Below are 16,233 nucleotides of genomic sequence, written 5' to 3'. Positions count from 1 at the left end.
CGATGCGAGAGTTGCCGGTGGCCTGCCAGTCGCCGATTCTTTTGCCGACACGCCGAAGCACCGTGTTTTTGCTTCGACGGCGCGGCCGCATCTGTCGCTGGCGGCGGCTGCATGCGCCTCGTCAATTTGCGGGCGGCAAAAAAGCTATAATCCTACTTTATCGATTTGTGCACCGCAATTTTCCATGAAGCTGCAAATCGCTGCGACCGATGGCGCCAAGGTGTTTACCGCCTATGGTCCGGGCTACGTCAGCATCAACGGCGTGCGCTACGAAAATAACGTCGCCGTTTCGGCGCACGAGGTGATTCCGGCGTGGTGTGGTTCGTCGTTCGATTGCCTGACGCTCGCCGATATGGAGTTTCTGGCGGGACTGGCCGGCGATGTCACCTTGCTGGGAGTGCCGGCGCCCTTGCGTTTTCCGCGTGGCGAGTTGTTGCAGCCGTTCGTTGCGGCGCAGAAGGGGCTGGAAGTCATGGAACTGGGGGCGGCGTGTCGTACTTTCAATATTCTCGTGGGCGAGGGACGGCGCGTTGTTGTCGGTCTTCTGCTTGCCTGATGGGATTGCCGATCAACGGGGCTGTCGGCCTCTTTTTTTGCGCTGACGCGCGCTCGTTTATCTACTGTCGATGACGTCTGCCCCGATTCTTTCCCGCCGTGGCCTTTGGGTATTGCTCCTGGCCTTTGCCGTTGTCTGGTTTGGTACGCTCGACTATCGCAAACTCATCCAGCCGGATGAGGGGCGCTACGCCGAAATCGCCCGCGAGATGGTGGTGTCTGGCGACTATGTGACGCCCCGCCTGAACGGCCTCAAATACTTCGAGAAGCCTGCGCTGCAGTACTGGATCACGGCGGGCGCTTTCAAAACCTTCGGCGAGCACGACTGGGTGGCGCGCTTCTGGCCTGGCCTGTCGGGTTTCCTCAGCGTTCTGCTGGCGTTTTTCACGGCGCAGCGCCTGTTTGGTCCGCGGGCCGCCTTGCTCGGCACGGTAGCCTTCGCCAGTACCTTGTTTGTCGTCCTGATCGGGCACATCAACACGCTCGACATGGGGCTGTCGTTCTTCCTGCAACTTGCCTTGTCGGGGATGTTGCTGGCCAACCGCGACGAGGCGACGGCGAGCGAGCGACGGCGCTGGATGCTGATCGTCTGGGTGGCGCTGGCGGGGGCGATGCTCTCCAAGGGGCTGATCGCGCTGGTACTGTGTGGCGGCACGCTGGTCGTGTATTCGTTGCTGGCGCGTGACTTCTCGCCTTGGCGGCGCTTGGAATTGTTGCGCGGCATTCCGCTTTTTCTGCTCTTGGTGACGCCGTGGTTCGTGGCTGTGTCGCTCGCCAACCCGGAGTTCTTCCACTTTTTCTTCATCCACGAGCATTTCGAGCGCTTTCTGACGAAGGCGCACGGGCGCTATCAGCCGGCCTGGTACTTTTTCGCCGTGCTTTTGCTGGGCGCCCTGCCGTGGACGCTGATGCTGCTGCAAGGTTGGCTCGGCGCGTGGTTCCGCGAACGGCGCGGCGGTTTCCAGCCGCAACGCTTTCTGGTGGTCTGGGCCTGGGTGATTCTGCTGTTTTTCAGCGCGTCGAGCTCGAAGCTGCCGTCCTACATTCTGCCGATGGTGCCGGCGCTGGCGATGCTGACCGGCGTCTGGCTGGCGCGCGTCGAACGCCGTGCCTTGCTTGTGCATATGCTGGTGGTCGTTGTCGTGGCGCTGGTGGCGCTGTATTTCGCGCCGTCGATTGTCGACAACGCTGATGCCGAAACGCCGCTGGAGATGATGTCCGCCTATGCGCGCTGGGCGACGGTCGCGGCGTACGTGCTGCTCGCCGGTGCGGTTGGCGGCACGCTGCTGGTGGCCTGGCGGCGTCTCGAAGCGGGCATTCTCCTGCTGTCGCTGGCAGGGCTGCTGTCGCTGACCATCGTCATTCAGGGGCATGAGAACTTCGGGTATTCGAATTCTTCATACCACCTCGCGCAGGACGTCAAGCCGGTGCTGCCGCCGGACGTGCCGTTCTATAGCGTCGGCATGTACGAGCAGACGCTGCCCTACTACCTGAAACGGACGCTGACGCTGGTGAACTACCGCGACGAGCTGAGCTTCGGGATCGACCAGCAGCCTGAACTCTGGGTGCCGAGCTTCGAGGAATTTCGCACGCGCTGGATCGCTGGCGGTGATGCCTTCGCCGTGATGTCCTTGTCGACCTACACCTCGTTTGTGGCCAGCGAATTGCCGATGGAGGTCGTCGCTCGCGACACGCGCCGCATCGTCGTCCGCCGGCCGCAGACCGACGCCGCGCCGGCGCACTGAAAGTTGCCATGAACGCCGTCTCGTTTTCCCTGATCCTCTTCGGCGTGATGCTCAACGCGGCCGCGCAGTTGTTGCTCAAGGCCGGCACCAACGTCGTCGGGCATTTTGAATTCACGCCCGCCAATGTGCTGCCGGTCGGACTCAAACTCGCCTTCGAGCCGCACATTTTCGGTGGCCTGTGCTGCTACGTCGTCAGCGTCGTCGTCTGGATCATGGCCTTGTCGCGCGTGCCCGTATCGATTGCCTATCCGATGCTGTCGATCGGTTATATCGTCAATGCCTTTTTCGCCGCCTGGCTGTTCGGCGAGGCGGTAACGGCACAAAAACTGATCGGCATCGGTTTTATCATTGTCGGTGTTTATCTCGTCGCCAAATCATGATTCCCCTCCCGCAGAGTTTCATCCCGTTTACCCGCCCTTCGATTGACGAGGCGACCATTGCCGCCGTGGGCGACACGCTGCGTTCCGGCTGGATTACCAGTGGGCCGCGCGTTCAGGAGTTCGAGGCGGCGCTGTCGCAGCGCTTCGGTGGTCGTACCGTTCGCGCCTTCAGTTCGGGAACGATCACGCTCGAAATCGCGCTGGAGCTTGCCGGCGTCGGCCCTGGCGACGAGGTCATCACGACGCCGCTGTCGTGGGTGTCGACGGCCAACGTCGTGCTGCATCGCGGAGCGCGGCCGGTGTTCGTCGATATCGACCCGGCGACGCGCAACATCGATCTCGCGGCGGTGGAGGCGGCCATCACGCCGCGTACGCGCGCCATCATTCCGGTCGACTTGGCCGGCCTGCCGGTTGACCGCGATCGCCTTTATGCCATCGCCCGCCAGCACGGACTGCGCGTCATCGAAGACGCTGCCCAGTCGCTCGGCGCATCGTGGGATGGTCGCGAGATCGGCTGCGATGGTGATTTCGTCTCGTTCTCCTTCCACGCCAACAAGAACCTCACCACCAGCGAGGGCGGCGCGCTGGTGTTGCCCGCCGACATCGACGTCGCGCTGTGCGAGCGGCTGCGCCTGCAAGGTGTCCGGCGTATCGAGGGCGGCGAGATGGAGGTCGACGTCGCCGGCCACAAGGGCAACCTTACCGACCTTGCGGCGACCATCGGCCTGGGCCAGTTGCGTCAGTTCGATGCCTTTACGGCGCGGCGGCGCGAACTGGCGCAGCGCTATTTCGCCCGGCTCTCGCCGGCGGCGGGCGCCCGCGATATCGGCCTGGGCTTGCCGCCAGCCGATTTCATCCAGAGTAACTGGCACATGTTCCAGGTGTTGTTGCCGCTGGATCGCATGACACTGACGCGCGCCGGCTTGATCGCCGCGCTGCGTGAGCGCAACATCGGCGCCGGCGTGCACTACCCGGCGATGCACCTGTTCGCGTTGTACCGCGCGCAGGGCTACGGGCCGGGGGATTTTCCGCACGCCGAGCGCGTCGGGGCGAGCACGCTCACCCTGCCACTATTCCCGGCGATGGCCGACAGCGATGTCGATCTCGTCTGTGCTCACCTCTCTGATATCGTAGAAAACGCTCGCGCATGAACGCTCCTGAAGTCTCGGTCATCGTTCCGGTCTATAACGAGGAGGCCGGCCTGCCGACCTTGTTTGAGCGTCTCTACTCGGCGCTCGATGCATTTGGTGCCAGTTACGAGATTCTCTTCGTCAACGACGGCAGCCGCGATCGTTCGGCGGCCATGCTGCGCGAGCAGTTCGCGCGTCGTCCCGACGTCACCCGCGTCATCCTGCTCGCCGCCAATGCCGGTCAGCATATGGCGATCATGGCGGGCTTCGAGCACTCTCGCGGCGAGATCGTCGTCACCATCGACGCCGACTTGCAGAACCCGCCGGAAGAAATCGGCCGCCTCGTCGAAAAAATGCGCGAGGGCTACGATCTGGTCGGCAGCATCCGCCGCAACCGTCAGGATTCCGCTTTCCGCCGCTACGCCTCGCGCGCGATGAACCGCCTGCGCGAGCGCATCACGCGTATCCACATGACCGACCAGGGCTGCATGCTGCGCGCCTACCGGCGCAGCATCATCAATGCCATCAACAGTTGCCACGAAGTGAGTACCTTCATTCCGGCGCTGGCTTATACCTTCGCTCTGCGCCCGACCGAGATCGAGGTGGCGCACGAGGAGCGTTTTGCCGGCGAATCGAAGTACTCGCTGTACAGCCTGATCCGTCTGAACTTCGACCTGATGACCGGCTTCTCGCTGGTGCCCTTGCAGTGGTTCTCGATGGTGGGCATTTCGGTGTCGTTTCTGTCAGCGCTGTTTGTTATCTTCCTCGCGGCACGCCGCGTGCTCGTCGGGCCCGAGGCCGAGGGGATGTTTACGCTCTTCGGGATCGTCTTTTTCCTGCTCGGGCTGGTGCTCTTCGGCGTCGGCCTGATTGGCGAGTACGTTGGCCGGATCTATCTGCAGGTGCGCCATCGTCCGCGCTATCTCATCGATGCCGTGCTGGAAGACGCTGCGGCCGCTGCGGCACGCGATAGCGGGCCAGTTCCGGTGCCGGTGCCGGCGACAGAATTGACGGCCGCCGCTCCGGAGACGCGGGAATGACGCGCGCGGTCGTTTTTGCCTACCACTCGGTCGGCGCACGCTGTCTGTCGACGCTGCTCGCCCATGGCGTCGATGTGTCGCTGCTCGTTACGCACGAAGACAGCGCTGACGAGAACATCTGGTTTGAAAGCGCCGCCGTGATTGCCGCCCGCCACGGCATTGCGACGATCACGCCGGAGGACGCCAACGCGCCCGACGTGCTCGCGCGTATCGCTGCCATTGCGCCGGATTTCATCTTCTCGTTCTACTACCGCAAGATGCTCGGCACGCCGCTTCTGGCGCTGGCCCGACGCGGTGCGTACAACATGCACGGTTCGCTGCTGCCGAAGTATCGAGGCCGCGCGCCGGTCAACTGGGCGGTTTTGCACGGCGAACGCGAGACGGGCGCAACGCTGCACGAAATGCTCGCCAAGCCGGATGCCGGGCGAATCGTTGCGCAGCAACGGGTGCCCATCCTGCCGGACGATACGGCCTTTGAGGTGTTCAACAAGGTGATCGTCGCCGCCGAACTGGCGCTCGACGATGTGCTGCCGGCGTTGCTGGCGGGCACCGCGCCGCATCACGAGCAGAATCTTGCGCAGGGCAACTATTTCGGCGGACGCCGCCCGGAAGATGGTCGCATCGACTGGACACAGCCGGCGGTCGTCGTGCATAACCTCATCCGCGCCGTGGCGCCGCCGTATCCGGGGGCGTTCTTCGATCTCGGCGGCAGCCGGCTGATCGTCGGACGCAGCCAGTTGGCGCCGCAGCGCGCACCGCGTTCGGCGGGCGCCGGGCTGTATGTGGCGGACGGCGCTTTTTATGCCGACGCCGCGGACGGCCAGGTGCTGCGCCTGCTTTCCCTTTTTCTCGATGGCGATTCTTTGTCGCCTGACGCTTTCGTTGCACGCTTTGCCGGGGTTCTCGGCGATGGCAAATACTTTTTCTGACCTTCTGGAACGACCATGAAAAAAGTCCTGATTCTCGGTGTTAACGGTTTTATCGGCCACCACCTTTCCAAGCGCATCATCGAGACGACCGATTGGGAAGTCTATGGCATGGACATGAACCGCGAGCGCGTCGCCGACCTGCTCGAGCATCCGCGCTTCAACTTCTTCGAAGGCGACATCACCATCAACAAGGAGTGGATCGAGTATCACGTGCGCAAATGTGACGTGATCCTGCCGCTGGTGGCGATCGCGACGCCGGCAACCTACGTCAAGGAGCCGCTGCGCGTCTTCGAACTCGACTTCGAGGCCAACCTGCCGATCATCCGCCAGGCGGTGAAGTACAAGAAGCGCGTGATCTTCCCGTCCACCTCCGAGGTGTACGGCATGTGCCGCGACGCCGAATTCGATCCGGAAAACTCCGAGCTGATCCTCGGCCCGATCAACAAGCCGCGCTGGATCTACAGCTGTGCCAAGCAGATGATGGACCGCGTGATCCACGCCTACGGCCAGCAGGAAGGGCTCGAATACACGCTGTTCCGTCCGTTCAACTGGATCGGCCCGGGCCTCGACTCGATCTACACGCCGAAGGAAGGTTCGTCGCGCGTGATCACGCAGTTCCTCGGCCACATCGTGCGTGGCGAACCGATCAAGCTGGTCGATGGTGGCAGCCAGAAGCGCGCCTTCACCTACGTGTCGGACGGCATCGACGCGCTGATGAAGATCATCGACAACAAGGACGGCGTCGCCAGCGGCAAGATCTACAACATCGGCAACCCGAAGAACAACTTCTCGGTGCGCGATCTGGCGACGATGATGCTCGAACTCGCCGCGCAGTATCCGGAATACGCCGAGACGGCGGCGCAGGTGAAAACGGTCGAAACGACCTCCGGTGAGTACTACGGCAAGGGCTATCAGGACACCCAGCACCGCGTGCCGAAGATCGCCAATACGATGAGCGATCTGGACTGGGCGCCGCAGGTGGATATGAAGACGGCGCTCAAGCACATCTTCGAAGCCTATCGCGGCGATGTTGCCGAGGCGCGTCGGCTGGTCGACTGAGGGTGATAAGACTCGCCCACTAGCCGCGCTGCGCTGGCGGGTTGGCCCGTTGCGTGGCGGGGCCGACGCTAGCCGGGCAAAACAGAAACGGGCGACACGCGTTTGGCGTGCCGCCCGTTTTTATTGCGCGTAGTGCCGACACGCGGCTTCACCCGCGGCGTCGGCGGGCGAGGCCGTGTGGGGCTTACATGGCGGCGGCGAAGATCTCCTCCAGTTCGCTCTGCTCGGCGCGTCGCGGGTTGGTCAGACCGCAGGCGTCTTTCAGGGCATTGGCGGCGAGCGTCGGGATGTCTTCGTGGCGGGCGCCCAGCGCGCTGAGCGTCGGCGGAATATCGACGTCGGCGCTGAGTTGCCGGATCGCTGCGATGGCAGCTTGCGCTGCCGCATGCACATCCATTTCGGCGGTGTCGACGCCGAGCGCGCGGGCGACCTCGGCCAGACGCGGCGCGACCGACGGCGCATTGAACGCCTGCACGTGCGGCAGCAGGACAGCATTGCAGACGCCGTGCGGCAGGTCGTAGTAGCCGCCCAACTGGTGCGCCATGGCGTGCACGTAGCCGAGTGAGGCGTTGTTGAAGGCCATACCGGCGAGAAACTGCGCGTACGCCATTTGCCCGCGTGCGTGCATGTCGTCGCCGTCGGCGACGGCGCGGCGCAGATGGCTGGCGATCAGCTCGATGGCCTTCAACGCACAGGCGTCGGTGATCGGCGTCGCGGCGGTCGACACGTAGGCCTCGACGGCGTGCGTGAGCGCGTCGATGCCGGTGGCCGCCGTCAGACCTTTCGGCATGCCAGCCATCAGCTCGGGATCGTTCACCGACAGGATCGAGGTCGTGTGGCGGTCGACGATTGCCATTTTGATGTGCCGCACCTCGTCGGTGATGATGCAAAAGCGCGTCATCTCGCTGGCGGTGCCGGCGGTCGTGTTGATTGCCACCAGCGGCAGTTGTGGCTTGGCCGAACGGTCGACGCCCTCGTAGTCGGCAATGTCACCGCCATTGGTCGCGCAGAGGGCGATGCCCTTCGCGCAATCGTGCGGCGAGCCGCCGCCGAGCGAGATGACGACGTCGGAGTCTTGCGCGCGTAGTAGCGCCAGCCCGTCGCGAACGTTGGCCGTGGTCGGGTTGGGGTGCGTGCCGTCAAAAACGCAGGAGGCGATACCCGCGGCGTCGAGCAGGCTGACGACGCGGGCGACGATACCGAGACGCACCAGTGGCGCGTCGGTGACGATCAGCGCGCGCCGGAAACCCTTGCGCTGGACGATGGCGACAGCGTCGGCGAGGCAGCCCGCGCCCATCAGGTTTTCGCCGGGCATGAAAAACGTGCTCTTGCTCATGATCTGTGCTCCAGAAAGTGTGGCGACGGACGGTCAGACGCCCCCCCGTCGCCCGGTTCGTGCGGACGGATCAGAAGAAGCCGAGGGCCTTCGGGCTGTAGCTCACCAGCAGGTTCTTGGTTTGCTGGTAGCTGTCGAGCATGACCTTGTGCGTTTCACGGCCAATGCCCGACTCCTTGTAGCCGCCGAAGGTGGCGTGCGCCGGGTAGGCGTGGTAGCAGTTGGTCCACACGCGTCCGGCCTTGATCGCGCGGCCCATGCGGTACGCGGTGTTGCCGTCACGGCTCCAGACGCCGGCGCCGAGGCCGTAGGGCGTGTCGTTGGCGATTTCGAGCGCCTCGGCCTCGCTACGGAAGGTGGTGACCGCCAGCACCGGGCCGAAGATCTCTTCCTGGAAGATGCGCATTTTGTTGTGGCCCTTGAAGACGGTCGGCTGGATGTAATAGCCGCCAGCGAGATCGCCTTCGCGGTGCGCCCGGTCGCCACCGATCAGGCAATCGGCGCCTTCCTGACGTCCCAGCTCAAGGTAGGACATGATCTTGTTCATCTGCTCCTGCGAGGCTTGCGCTCCCATCATGGTCTCGGTGTCGAGCGGGGAACCCTGCTTGATGTTGCGAATGCGCGCCAGCACGCGTTCCATGAACGACTCGTAGATCGACTCGTGGATCAGCGCGCGTGAAGGGCAGGTGCAGACCTCACCCTGGTTGAAGGCGAAGAGGACGAGTCCTTCGATGGCCTTGTCGAGGAAGTCATCGTCGCTGGCGGCGATATCCGGGAAGAAGATGTTCGGCGATTTGCCCCCGAGTTCGAGCGTCGCCGGAATCAGGCTCTGCGCGGCGGCCTGGGCAATCAGCCGGCCAGTGGCGGTGGAGCCGGTGAACGCGATCTTGGCGATTCGCCGGCTGGTGGCGAGTGGCATGCCGGCTTCGCGGCCATAGCCATTGACGATGTTGAGGACGCCCGGCGGCAGCAGGTCGGCGATCAGTTCGGCGAGCACGAGGATGCTGATCGGCGTCGATTCCGCCGGTTTGAGCACGACGCAGTTGCCTGCGCCGAGCGCTGGTGCGAGCTTCCAGGCGGCCATGAGGATCGGAAAATTCCACGGGATGATCTGGCCGACGACGCCGAGCGGTTCGTGGAAGTGGTAAGCGACGGTGTTTTCGTCAATCTCGGAAAGACCGCCTTCCTGCGCGCGCAGGCAGCCGGCGAAGTAGCGGAAATGGTCGGCGGCGAGCGGGATGTCGGCATTGAGCGTCTCGCGGATGGCTTTGCCGTTGTCGATGGTCTCGACGTAGGCCAGCCGTTCGAGATTGGCTTCGATGCGGTCAGCGATCTTCAGGAGCACGTTGGCGCGTTCGCCGGCTGAGGTGCGGCCCCAGCGTTCGGCGGCGGCATGGGCGGCATCAAGCGCGAGTTCGATATCCTCGGCGCCGGAGCGGGCTGCCTGGGTGTAGGGCTTGCCGGTTATCGGCGTGAGGACGTCAAAGTACTCGCCGCGCGTCGGTGGCACCCAGGCGCCGCCGATGAAGTTGTCGTAGCGCGTCTTGAACGTGTGCTTGGCACCGTTGCTGCCGGGAGGGGCGTAAAGCATTTCTGTCTCCTTCATTATTGTGATGTGGGGATTGCTCGCGACGAGGGTTGCAAATGGCGCTCAGCCAGCGTCGCCTGTTGCTCATATCAATATCTGTGCCACACCTGAAGGGAGCGTTAAGTCACTGTTGTTGCGGCGTTCCATGGCGCTGGCGGTGGGCGTGGAGGCGTCCGCCGCTGTCTCGTTCTGTGACGGCTGTCGCGTAATGCGACAGCGTGCATGGCGTGCCGTTGGGTACGGCGGGTGATGCGGTGGTCGACGCGCAGCGCACCGAGCTTGGTGAATCGCCGCGCTATAATGCGCGCCTTCCTGTCGCCGCCCCGTTCCCGGGGGGCGAGTCTGGCGCCCGTCCGCTGTGTCGCTCTTGCCGGGGCGCGTTAATCCCGGTGATCGACCTCGTTGCGTCCTTGCCCTTTGCTACGTTCCGCCCATGAAACGCCTTGCCCTCAAGATTGACGTCGACACTTATCGCGGCACCCTGCGCGGCGTTCCTGCGCTGGTTGATCTGCTGACTCGCCAGCAAGCCGGCGCCACCTTCCTCTTTTCGCTGGGGCCGGATCACACCGGTCGCGCCATCCGCCGCGCCTTCCGGCCGGGCTTCATGAAGAAGGTGAAGCGCACTTCGGTGTTGGAGCACTACGGACTGCTTACCCTGATGTACGGCGTTGTTCTGCCGGGGCCGAATATCGGACGCCGTTGCGGCAGCACGCTGCGCGTCGTGCGCGATGCCGGTTTCGAGGTGGGCGTGCATTGTTGGGACCACGTGCGCTGGCAGGATGGCGTGGTCGGTGCCGACAATGCGTGGGTGGAAACGGAGATGACGCGGGCGGTGGCGCGCTTCACCGAGATTTTTGGCGAAGCGCCGCGCGTGCACGGCGCGGCCGGCTGGCAAATGAACCGCCATGCGTTGCGCCTGACGCAGCGTCTGGGCTTTGCCATCAGTTCGGATTGCCGGGGCACGCACCCGTTCATCCCGGTTATCGATGGCGAGATCGTCGCCTGTCCGCAGTTGCCGACGACGCTGCCGACGCTCGATGAGTTGATCGGTGTCGACGACATCACGGCGGATTCCGTCGCCGATCATCTGCTGGCGCTGACTGATGGACAGTCGGGCGATCAGGTGTTCACCCTGCATGCAGAACTGGAAGGAATGCGTTTGCTGCCACAGTTCGAGCGCTTGCTCGAAGGCTGGAAGGAGCAAGGTTTCTCTCTGGTATCGATGGCTGACATGGCGGCGAGCCTCGACCTGAAACGCCTGCCGCGCCACGCCGTGTGTTTCGACGAGGTGCCGGGGCGTTCTGGCAAGCTGCTGGTGCAAGGGCCTGAATTCCCCGGTTGAGCCTTCCGGGGTGTGCTCTTGGCCTGTGGCGGTCGTCAGTTAACCGGGGCGCCCCGAACGCAGCGGGCACAGGCGGAGTCGCCAGAATCGCGTGCTATCATTCGCGCCGTCGCGGCGCAGGCAACATCCGGAAGCGTGGCAGAGTGGTCGATTGCACCGGTCTTGAAAACCGGCAACGGGCAACCGTTCGTGAGTTCGAATCTCACCGCTTCCGCCAGATATTTCGCGCCGCTGCGCGCTGTCTGGCGCATGTGATTCCGCCGTCGGTTTGAACCGCAGGCGGAGTCATCACTCCAAGCTGCTCAATGCCGACACCGACCACGCGCCTCGCCGATCTCCTCGCGCATCCTCAGTTCATTCGTTTCTGGCTGGCCCGGCTGGCGGGTACGACCGCGAACCAGATGCTGATGGTGGCGGTTGCCTGGCAGATGTACGACCTCACCGGCAGTGCGTGGGATCTTGGACTGGTGGGACTCTTTCAGTTCGTTCCCGCCCTGCTGCTGACTCTGCCGGCCGGCTTTGTCGCCGACCGTTTGCGGCGCAACCGCATTTTTGCTGCCTGCCTGCTGGCGCAAGCGCTGGTATCCGGGCTGCTCCTGGCGGCGACGGAAGTGGGTTTCCTGACGCGTGGGTTGATTCTGGGTTTGTCCGTCGTGCTGGGTATGGCACGTGCCTTCCAGATGCCGGCGCAACAGGCGTTGATTCCTTTGCTGGTGCCCGCGACGCTGATCGAGCGGGCCGTGACGCTCAGTTCCAGCGGCATGCAGGCGGCGATCATTGGCGGGCCGGCGCTGGGGGGCGTGCTGTATGCGCTGGGCGCGGACCGGGTCTACGTGGCCTGCGCCGTGCTACTGCTGCTGGCCTTTGTGCTGATGCTGCTGGTGCGACATCGACATGTGGCGTCGACCGAGCAAATCGACCTCACGAATCTGTTTGCCGGCGTCGTTTTCGTCTGGCAAAACAAGTTGCTGCTCGGCGCCACCTCGCTCGATCTCTTTGCCGTGCTGCTCGGCGGCGCCACGGCCCTGCTGCCGATTTACGCGCGCGACATTCTGCACGTCGGCCCAGAGGGGCTGGGCTTGCTGCGTGCGGCGCCGGCGGTGGGGGCGTTAGCGATTTCGCTGGTGCTATTGCGCTGGCCGATGGAGCGGCGTGTCGGGCCGCGTTTGCTGGCGGCGGTGGCGCTATTTGGCGTCGCGACGGTGGTCTTTGGTTTGTCGGAGCATTTTGTGCTCTCCTTGCTGGCGCTGGTCGTGACCGGAGCCGCGGACAACATCAGCGTCGTCATGCGGCAGACCTTGATGCAGCTGGAGACGCCCGACGCCATTCGCGGGCGCGTTTCGGCCGTCAATTCGATATTCATCGGTGCTTCGAATCAGCTCGGTGAATTCGAGTCGGGCGCGACAGCGGCGCTGTTGGGGCCGGTCGGCTCGGTCGTCAGCGGCGGCGTCGGCACTGTCATTATCGCCGTGGCGTGGTTACGCCTTTTCCCGACGCTGGCGAAACGCGATCGTATGTATAGGGAAAAACCGGCGGCGGTCTGATGCGGGCGGGGCCGTTGCCCGCGCCTGCGCGACGATCGACGGCGCACGGCGCGGTTGGTGGCAGAGGGGCTCGCTTATGTCCGCCCGAAGCGTCAGGCGGTGCCGCGTCGCCTTGGCGCGGGCGTTGCAGCTAGGCGCTTAGGCGCGCAACGCGTCAGCCCAGCAGTTCGGCGTCTCGAAGAGGCGCACGCGTTCAAGGCACAGGTGGTTGCCGTAGACGTCGCGGTAGCGCTGGTCGAGGATGCGGAATGCTTCCTGCGCCAGGTTTTCAGCGGTTGGTGGCCGGTCGAGAATGACGGTTTTGTGCGCGGGCAGTGATTCGAGGAACTGACGCACGACCGTGTCGCCGGCATAGACCAGAAAAGCGTGGTCCCACACGTCGACCAGATGTTCTTTTGCCAGCGCCTTGACGTCGGAAAAGTCCATCACCATGCCGTTGGCGGCGTCGCCATCGCGCTGGATGACCTCGCCGGAAAGCGTGATTTCGATGGCGTAACGGTGTCCGTGCAGATTGCGGCACTGGCTTTTGTGGTCGGGAATTCGGTGTCCAGCGTCAAATTCGAGGCGGCGGGTGATGAGCATTTCGTGATTTTGGTCGTGGACGGACGGCATTAAGCGGGGGCTGATTATATCATCGCCACTTTGGCACCCCGCCGGCGTGGTGGGATGCCGGCTTTTGACGAGGCTGTCTGCATGCTCACCATCGTTGATCACCGCCGCGACAGCGCCGGTTTGCGCTACGTTTATCCTGTCGTGTCGCGCCGCGCCGGCGGCGTGTCTGTCGGCATCAACCTGAATCCGAACGCCGCCTGCAATTGGGCGTGCCGCTATTGCCAAGTACCCAACCTGCAGCGTGGCGGGCCTCCCGCGCTCGATCTGCCGCGTCTGGAGAGCGAGTTACGCGGGTTCTTGCACGATGTCGTGCACGGCGATTTCATGGCGCGCTGCGTTCCTGCGGAATCGCGTCGCCTCGTCGACGTGGCGTTCTCGGGAGATGGTGAGCCGACGACGGCGCCGGAGTTTGCCGACGCCGTCGTCGGCGTGGCGAGCGTTCTTGGCGACCTGGGGCTGGTCGATTCCTTGAGGTTAAGGCTTATAACGAACGGCAGCCAGGTGCATCGGCCGGCGGTGCGGGCTGGAATTGCCCGAATTGGTGAGCTAGAGGGCGAGGTCTGGTTCAAGATTGACCGGGCGACAACGCAGGGAGTTTTGCAGGTCAATCGCGTGCGGCGGACGCCGGCGCAGATGCATGCGGCCTTGCTCGACTGCGCCGAACTCGCACCTACCTGGCTGCAGACTTGCTGGTTTGCGATGGATGGCGAGGCGCCCGATGCCGACGAGGAGGCAGCGTATCTGGCTTGGGTGCAGCAGGCAGTGGCAAAAATAAAGGGCGTGCACCTCTACGGTCTGGCACGCCCTTCGCAACAGCCTGATGCAGCGCGGCTTTCGCCGCTGTCGGCTGCGTCTTTCAGCGCCTTTGCGCAGAAGATTGCAGCCCTGGGCATCGAGGTTGTCGCCAACCCCTGATGCCCGGTGGCAAGGCTTAGGCCGCCTTCTTGAACTTGGCCTTGGCAGACTTCTTGAGGGTCTTCAGCAGCGTCGGATCTTCTACCTTCAGGTACTCGACCACATCGAGATCTTCGCGCTTGACGCGGTTGATGTCGATTTGCTCAACATGCACTAGGCGCAACAGTTCGCGCACAGGCTTGGGCATGTTGCGGCCGCTTTCATAACGCGAACCACCGCTTTGCGTTACGCCGATCTTCGACCAGAACTGCTGTTGGTTCAAACCCAGCTTGCGCCGGATTTCACGCGGTTCGATCTTTTCCAACGCCTTGACGTTGCTCATAGTTTTCCTTTCTAACGGTTGACTTTCCGGCGCTTGGGCGGAGGGTGTTCCGTTGATCTGCCGGAGGTGATCGGTATATGACCTTAGTCATAGGTGCGGCAGTATAATCCAATTCGAATGAATTGCAAGTGGCATTGTGAGCATGACGGCGACGATTTTTCGATGCACCCCAAGAGCATTTTCGGCAACGCGTTGACGCACTTTTTGCGTCACTGGGTTTGACCGGAGTTGCCTGTTATTTGTGCCCCTGATGCGATAAACTCCGGCCCTTTAATTCGCCTAGTGCGTGACGGGAGTAGGGCTGGAATGGCGCTGATAGTGCAGAAGTTTGGTGGCACGTCGGTGGGGTCGACGGAGCGGATCAAAAATGTCGCCAAGCGCGTCGCGCGCTGGAGGGCACAAGGTCACGACATCATCGTTGTCCCTTCGGCGATGTCCGGGGAAACCAACCGCTTGATCGGTCTGGCGCGCGAGATTGCCGCCGAGCCAGACCTGCGCGAGCTCGACGTCATTGCCTCGACGGGCGAACAGGTAACGATCGGCCTTCTGGCCCTGGCGATGCATGCCGAGGGCCTCAAGGCGAAAAGTTACACCGGTGCGCAGGTGCGCGTCCTTACCGACAGCACCTTCTCCAAGGCGCGCATCCTGCAGATCGACGATGCGCGTATCCGCGCCGATCTGGAGCAGGGCTTCGTCGTGGTCGTTGCCGGTTTTCAGGGCGCAGACGCCGACGGCAACATCACGACGCTTGGGCGTGGCGGCTCCGATACTTCGGCCGTCGCCCTGGCGGCAGCGCTTGGTGCTGACGAATGCCAGATCTACACCGACGTCGATGGCGTCTACACGACCGACCCGCGCGTCGTTCCCGAGGCACGCAAGCTCGACACCATCACCTTCGAGGAAATGCTGGAAATGGCCAGCTTGGGTTCGAAGGTGCTGCAGATCCGTTCGGTCGAGTTCGCCGGTAAGTACAAGGTCAAACTGCGCGTGCTGTCGAGCTTCGAGGACGAAGGCGAAGGCACGCTGATTACTGTTGAGGAAGACAAGCGCATGGAACAACCGATCATCTCCGGGATCGCCTTCAGCCGCGACGAGGCCAAGCTGACCGTTCTTGGCGTTCCCGACCGTCCGGGTATCGCCTACCAGATTCTCGGGCCCGTGGCCGATGCCAATATCGACATCGACATGATCATCCAGAACGTCGGTCGCGACGGCACGACGGATTTCTCGTTTACCGTCAATCGGGCCGATTACAACAAGACGCTGGGCGTGCTCGAAACCGTCAAGGGCCACATCGGGGCACGCGAGATCGTTGGCGACAAGCACATCTGTAAGGTGTCGGCGGTTGGCGTCGGCATGCGCTCGCATCCAGGCGTCGCTTCCAGCATGTTCCGCGCGCTGGCCGAAGAGGGCATCAATCTGAAGATGATTTCGACCTCGGAAATCAAGATTTCGGTCGTCATCGACGAAAAGTACCTCGAACTCGCCGTGCGTACCCTGCACAAGACCTTTGACCTCGATAAGGCGGAGTGACTGACCGGTTTGTCTGTATTGTCACAGGCGGTTTGACCCCGGGCGGCGAACCCGTTATTATCCGCCCGCCTCGGAGACGTGGCCGAGAGGTCGAAGGCACTCCCCTGCTAAGGGAGCATACGGGCTAAAACTCGTATCGAGGGTTCGAATCCCTCCGTCTCCGCCAAGTGACATGGCAAAAAACGGTCTCTTACCGTTACGAA

General features: G+C 63.2%; 15 protein-coding genes and 2 tRNA genes. 13 read left to right on the top strand and 4 right to left on the bottom strand.

Going from position 1 to position 16,233, the window contains the following annotated elements; genetic code table 11:
* The first annotated feature begins 184 nt into the window (after positions 1-184).
* From GHK24_RS01935 to GHK24_RS01905, 7 genes are all read left to right on the top strand, one after another.
* Positions 185-556 carry an Mth938-like domain-containing protein gene (locus GHK24_RS01935; protein WP_153468111.1) on the top strand — a complete coding sequence of 124 codons (372 nt, stop codon included), beginning with the start codon at positions 185-187 and terminating at the stop codon, positions 554-556.
* Positions 557-668: 112 nt separating this feature from the next.
* Positions 669-2,300, top strand: coding sequence for a glycosyltransferase family 39 protein (locus tag GHK24_RS01930; protein ID WP_194286350.1), 1,632 nt, complete (start codon positions 669-671; stop codon positions 2,298-2,300).
* An 8-nt stretch (positions 2,301-2,308) separates the two neighbouring features.
* Positions 2,309-2,680, top strand: a complete 372-nt coding sequence (locus tag GHK24_RS01925; RefSeq protein ID WP_153468105.1) for an SMR family transporter — start codon at positions 2,309-2,311, stop codon at positions 2,678-2,680.
* Complete coding sequence (locus GHK24_RS01920) at positions 2,677-3,831, top strand: DegT/DnrJ/EryC1/StrS family aminotransferase (protein WP_153468102.1); 1,155 nt, start codon at positions 2,677-2,679, stop codon at positions 3,829-3,831. Before GHK24_RS01925 ends, GHK24_RS01920 begins: the two co-directional genes overlap by 4 nt.
* Positions 3,828-4,850, top strand: coding sequence for a glycosyltransferase (locus tag GHK24_RS01915; protein WP_153468099.1), 1,023 nt, complete (start codon positions 3,828-3,830; stop codon positions 4,848-4,850). Before GHK24_RS01920 ends, GHK24_RS01915 begins: the two co-directional genes overlap by 4 nt.
* Entirely contained in the window at positions 4,847-5,779 is a 933-nt protein-coding gene (locus GHK24_RS01910) for a formyltransferase (protein WP_153468096.1), read from the top strand. The genes GHK24_RS01915 and GHK24_RS01910 overlap by 4 nt, the downstream gene beginning before the upstream one ends.
* Before the next feature lie 15 nt (positions 5,780-5,794).
* Positions 5,795-6,838 carry a bifunctional UDP-4-keto-pentose/UDP-xylose synthase gene (locus tag GHK24_RS01905; RefSeq protein ID WP_153468093.1) on the top strand — a complete coding sequence of 348 codons (1,044 nt, stop codon included), beginning with the start codon at positions 5,795-5,797 and terminating at the stop codon, positions 6,836-6,838.
* 184 nt (positions 6,839-7,022) lie between these two features.
* Here GHK24_RS01905 and yiaY read toward each other — a convergent pair whose 3' ends face one another.
* Both yiaY and exaC read right to left on the bottom strand, forming a co-directional pair.
* Positions 7,023-8,174 carry an L-threonine dehydrogenase gene (yiaY, locus tag GHK24_RS01900; protein WP_153468090.1) on the bottom strand — a complete coding sequence of 384 codons (1,152 nt, stop codon included), beginning with the start codon at positions 8,172-8,174 and terminating at the stop codon, positions 7,023-7,025.
* A gap of 70 nt (positions 8,175-8,244) precedes the next feature.
* Positions 8,245-9,765: an acetaldehyde dehydrogenase ExaC gene (gene exaC / locus GHK24_RS01895; RefSeq protein WP_153468087.1), complete on the bottom strand. Its 1,521-nt coding sequence runs from the start codon at positions 9,763-9,765 to the stop codon at positions 8,245-8,247.
* 430 nt (positions 9,766-10,195) lie between these two features.
* Here exaC and GHK24_RS01890 point away from each other — a divergent pair, with 430 nt between their 5' ends.
* The 3 genes from GHK24_RS01890 (at position 10,196) to GHK24_RS01880 (ending at position 12,648) form a co-directional block, all read left to right on the top strand.
* Positions 10,196-11,104 (top strand): polysaccharide deacetylase family protein, encoded by a 909-nt coding sequence (locus GHK24_RS01890; RefSeq protein ID WP_153468084.1) that lies wholly within the window; start codon positions 10,196-10,198, stop codon positions 11,102-11,104.
* A 129-nt stretch (positions 11,105-11,233) separates the two neighbouring features.
* Positions 11,234-11,321: transfer RNA gene (locus GHK24_RS01885), tRNA-Ser, on the top strand.
* Positions 11,322-11,409: 88 nt separating this feature from the next.
* Positions 11,410-12,648, top strand: a complete 1,239-nt coding sequence (locus tag GHK24_RS01880) for an MFS transporter (protein ID WP_153468081.1) — start codon at positions 11,410-11,412, stop codon at positions 12,646-12,648.
* Between the two features lie 138 nt (positions 12,649-12,786).
* Here GHK24_RS01880 and queD read toward each other — a convergent pair whose 3' ends face one another.
* Positions 12,787-13,230: a 6-carboxytetrahydropterin synthase QueD gene (gene queD / locus GHK24_RS01875; protein ID WP_153468079.1), complete on the bottom strand. Its 444-nt coding sequence runs from the start codon at positions 13,228-13,230 to the stop codon at positions 12,787-12,789.
* A 111-nt stretch (positions 13,231-13,341) separates the two neighbouring features.
* On the opposite strand from queD, the gene GHK24_RS01870 reads away from it, so the two are divergent.
* The gene (locus GHK24_RS01870; protein WP_153468076.1) at positions 13,342-14,175 is read left to right on the top strand and encodes a radical SAM protein; all 834 of its coding nucleotides are present in this window, start codon (positions 13,342-13,344) and stop codon (positions 14,173-14,175) included.
* Positions 14,176-14,191: 16 nt separating this feature from the next.
* On the opposite strand, the gene GHK24_RS01865 is transcribed toward GHK24_RS01870, so the two are convergent.
* Entirely contained in the window at positions 14,192-14,497 is a 306-nt protein-coding gene (locus GHK24_RS01865) for a helix-turn-helix domain-containing protein (protein ID WP_153468073.1), read from the bottom strand.
* A gap of 306 nt (positions 14,498-14,803) precedes the next feature.
* Here GHK24_RS01865 and GHK24_RS01860 point away from each other — a divergent pair, with 306 nt between their 5' ends.
* Together GHK24_RS01860 and GHK24_RS01855 are read left to right on the top strand one after the other, a co-directional pair.
* Entirely contained in the window at positions 14,804-16,030 is a 1,227-nt protein-coding gene (locus tag GHK24_RS01860) for an aspartate kinase (RefSeq protein WP_153468070.1), read from the top strand.
* A gap of 72 nt (positions 16,031-16,102) precedes the next feature.
* Positions 16,103-16,196, top strand: a tRNA-Ser gene (locus GHK24_RS01855).
* Positions 16,197-16,233 lie beyond the last annotated feature (37 nt).

Origin of the sequence: Rhodocyclus gracilis (assembly GCF_009617575.1) — a bacterium.
GTDB lineage: Bacteria > Pseudomonadota > Gammaproteobacteria > Burkholderiales > Rhodocyclaceae > Rhodocyclus > Rhodocyclus gracilis.
The sequence above is the reverse complement of the archived record's forward strand: the minus strand, read 5'-3'. Positions and strand labels throughout refer to the sequence as shown.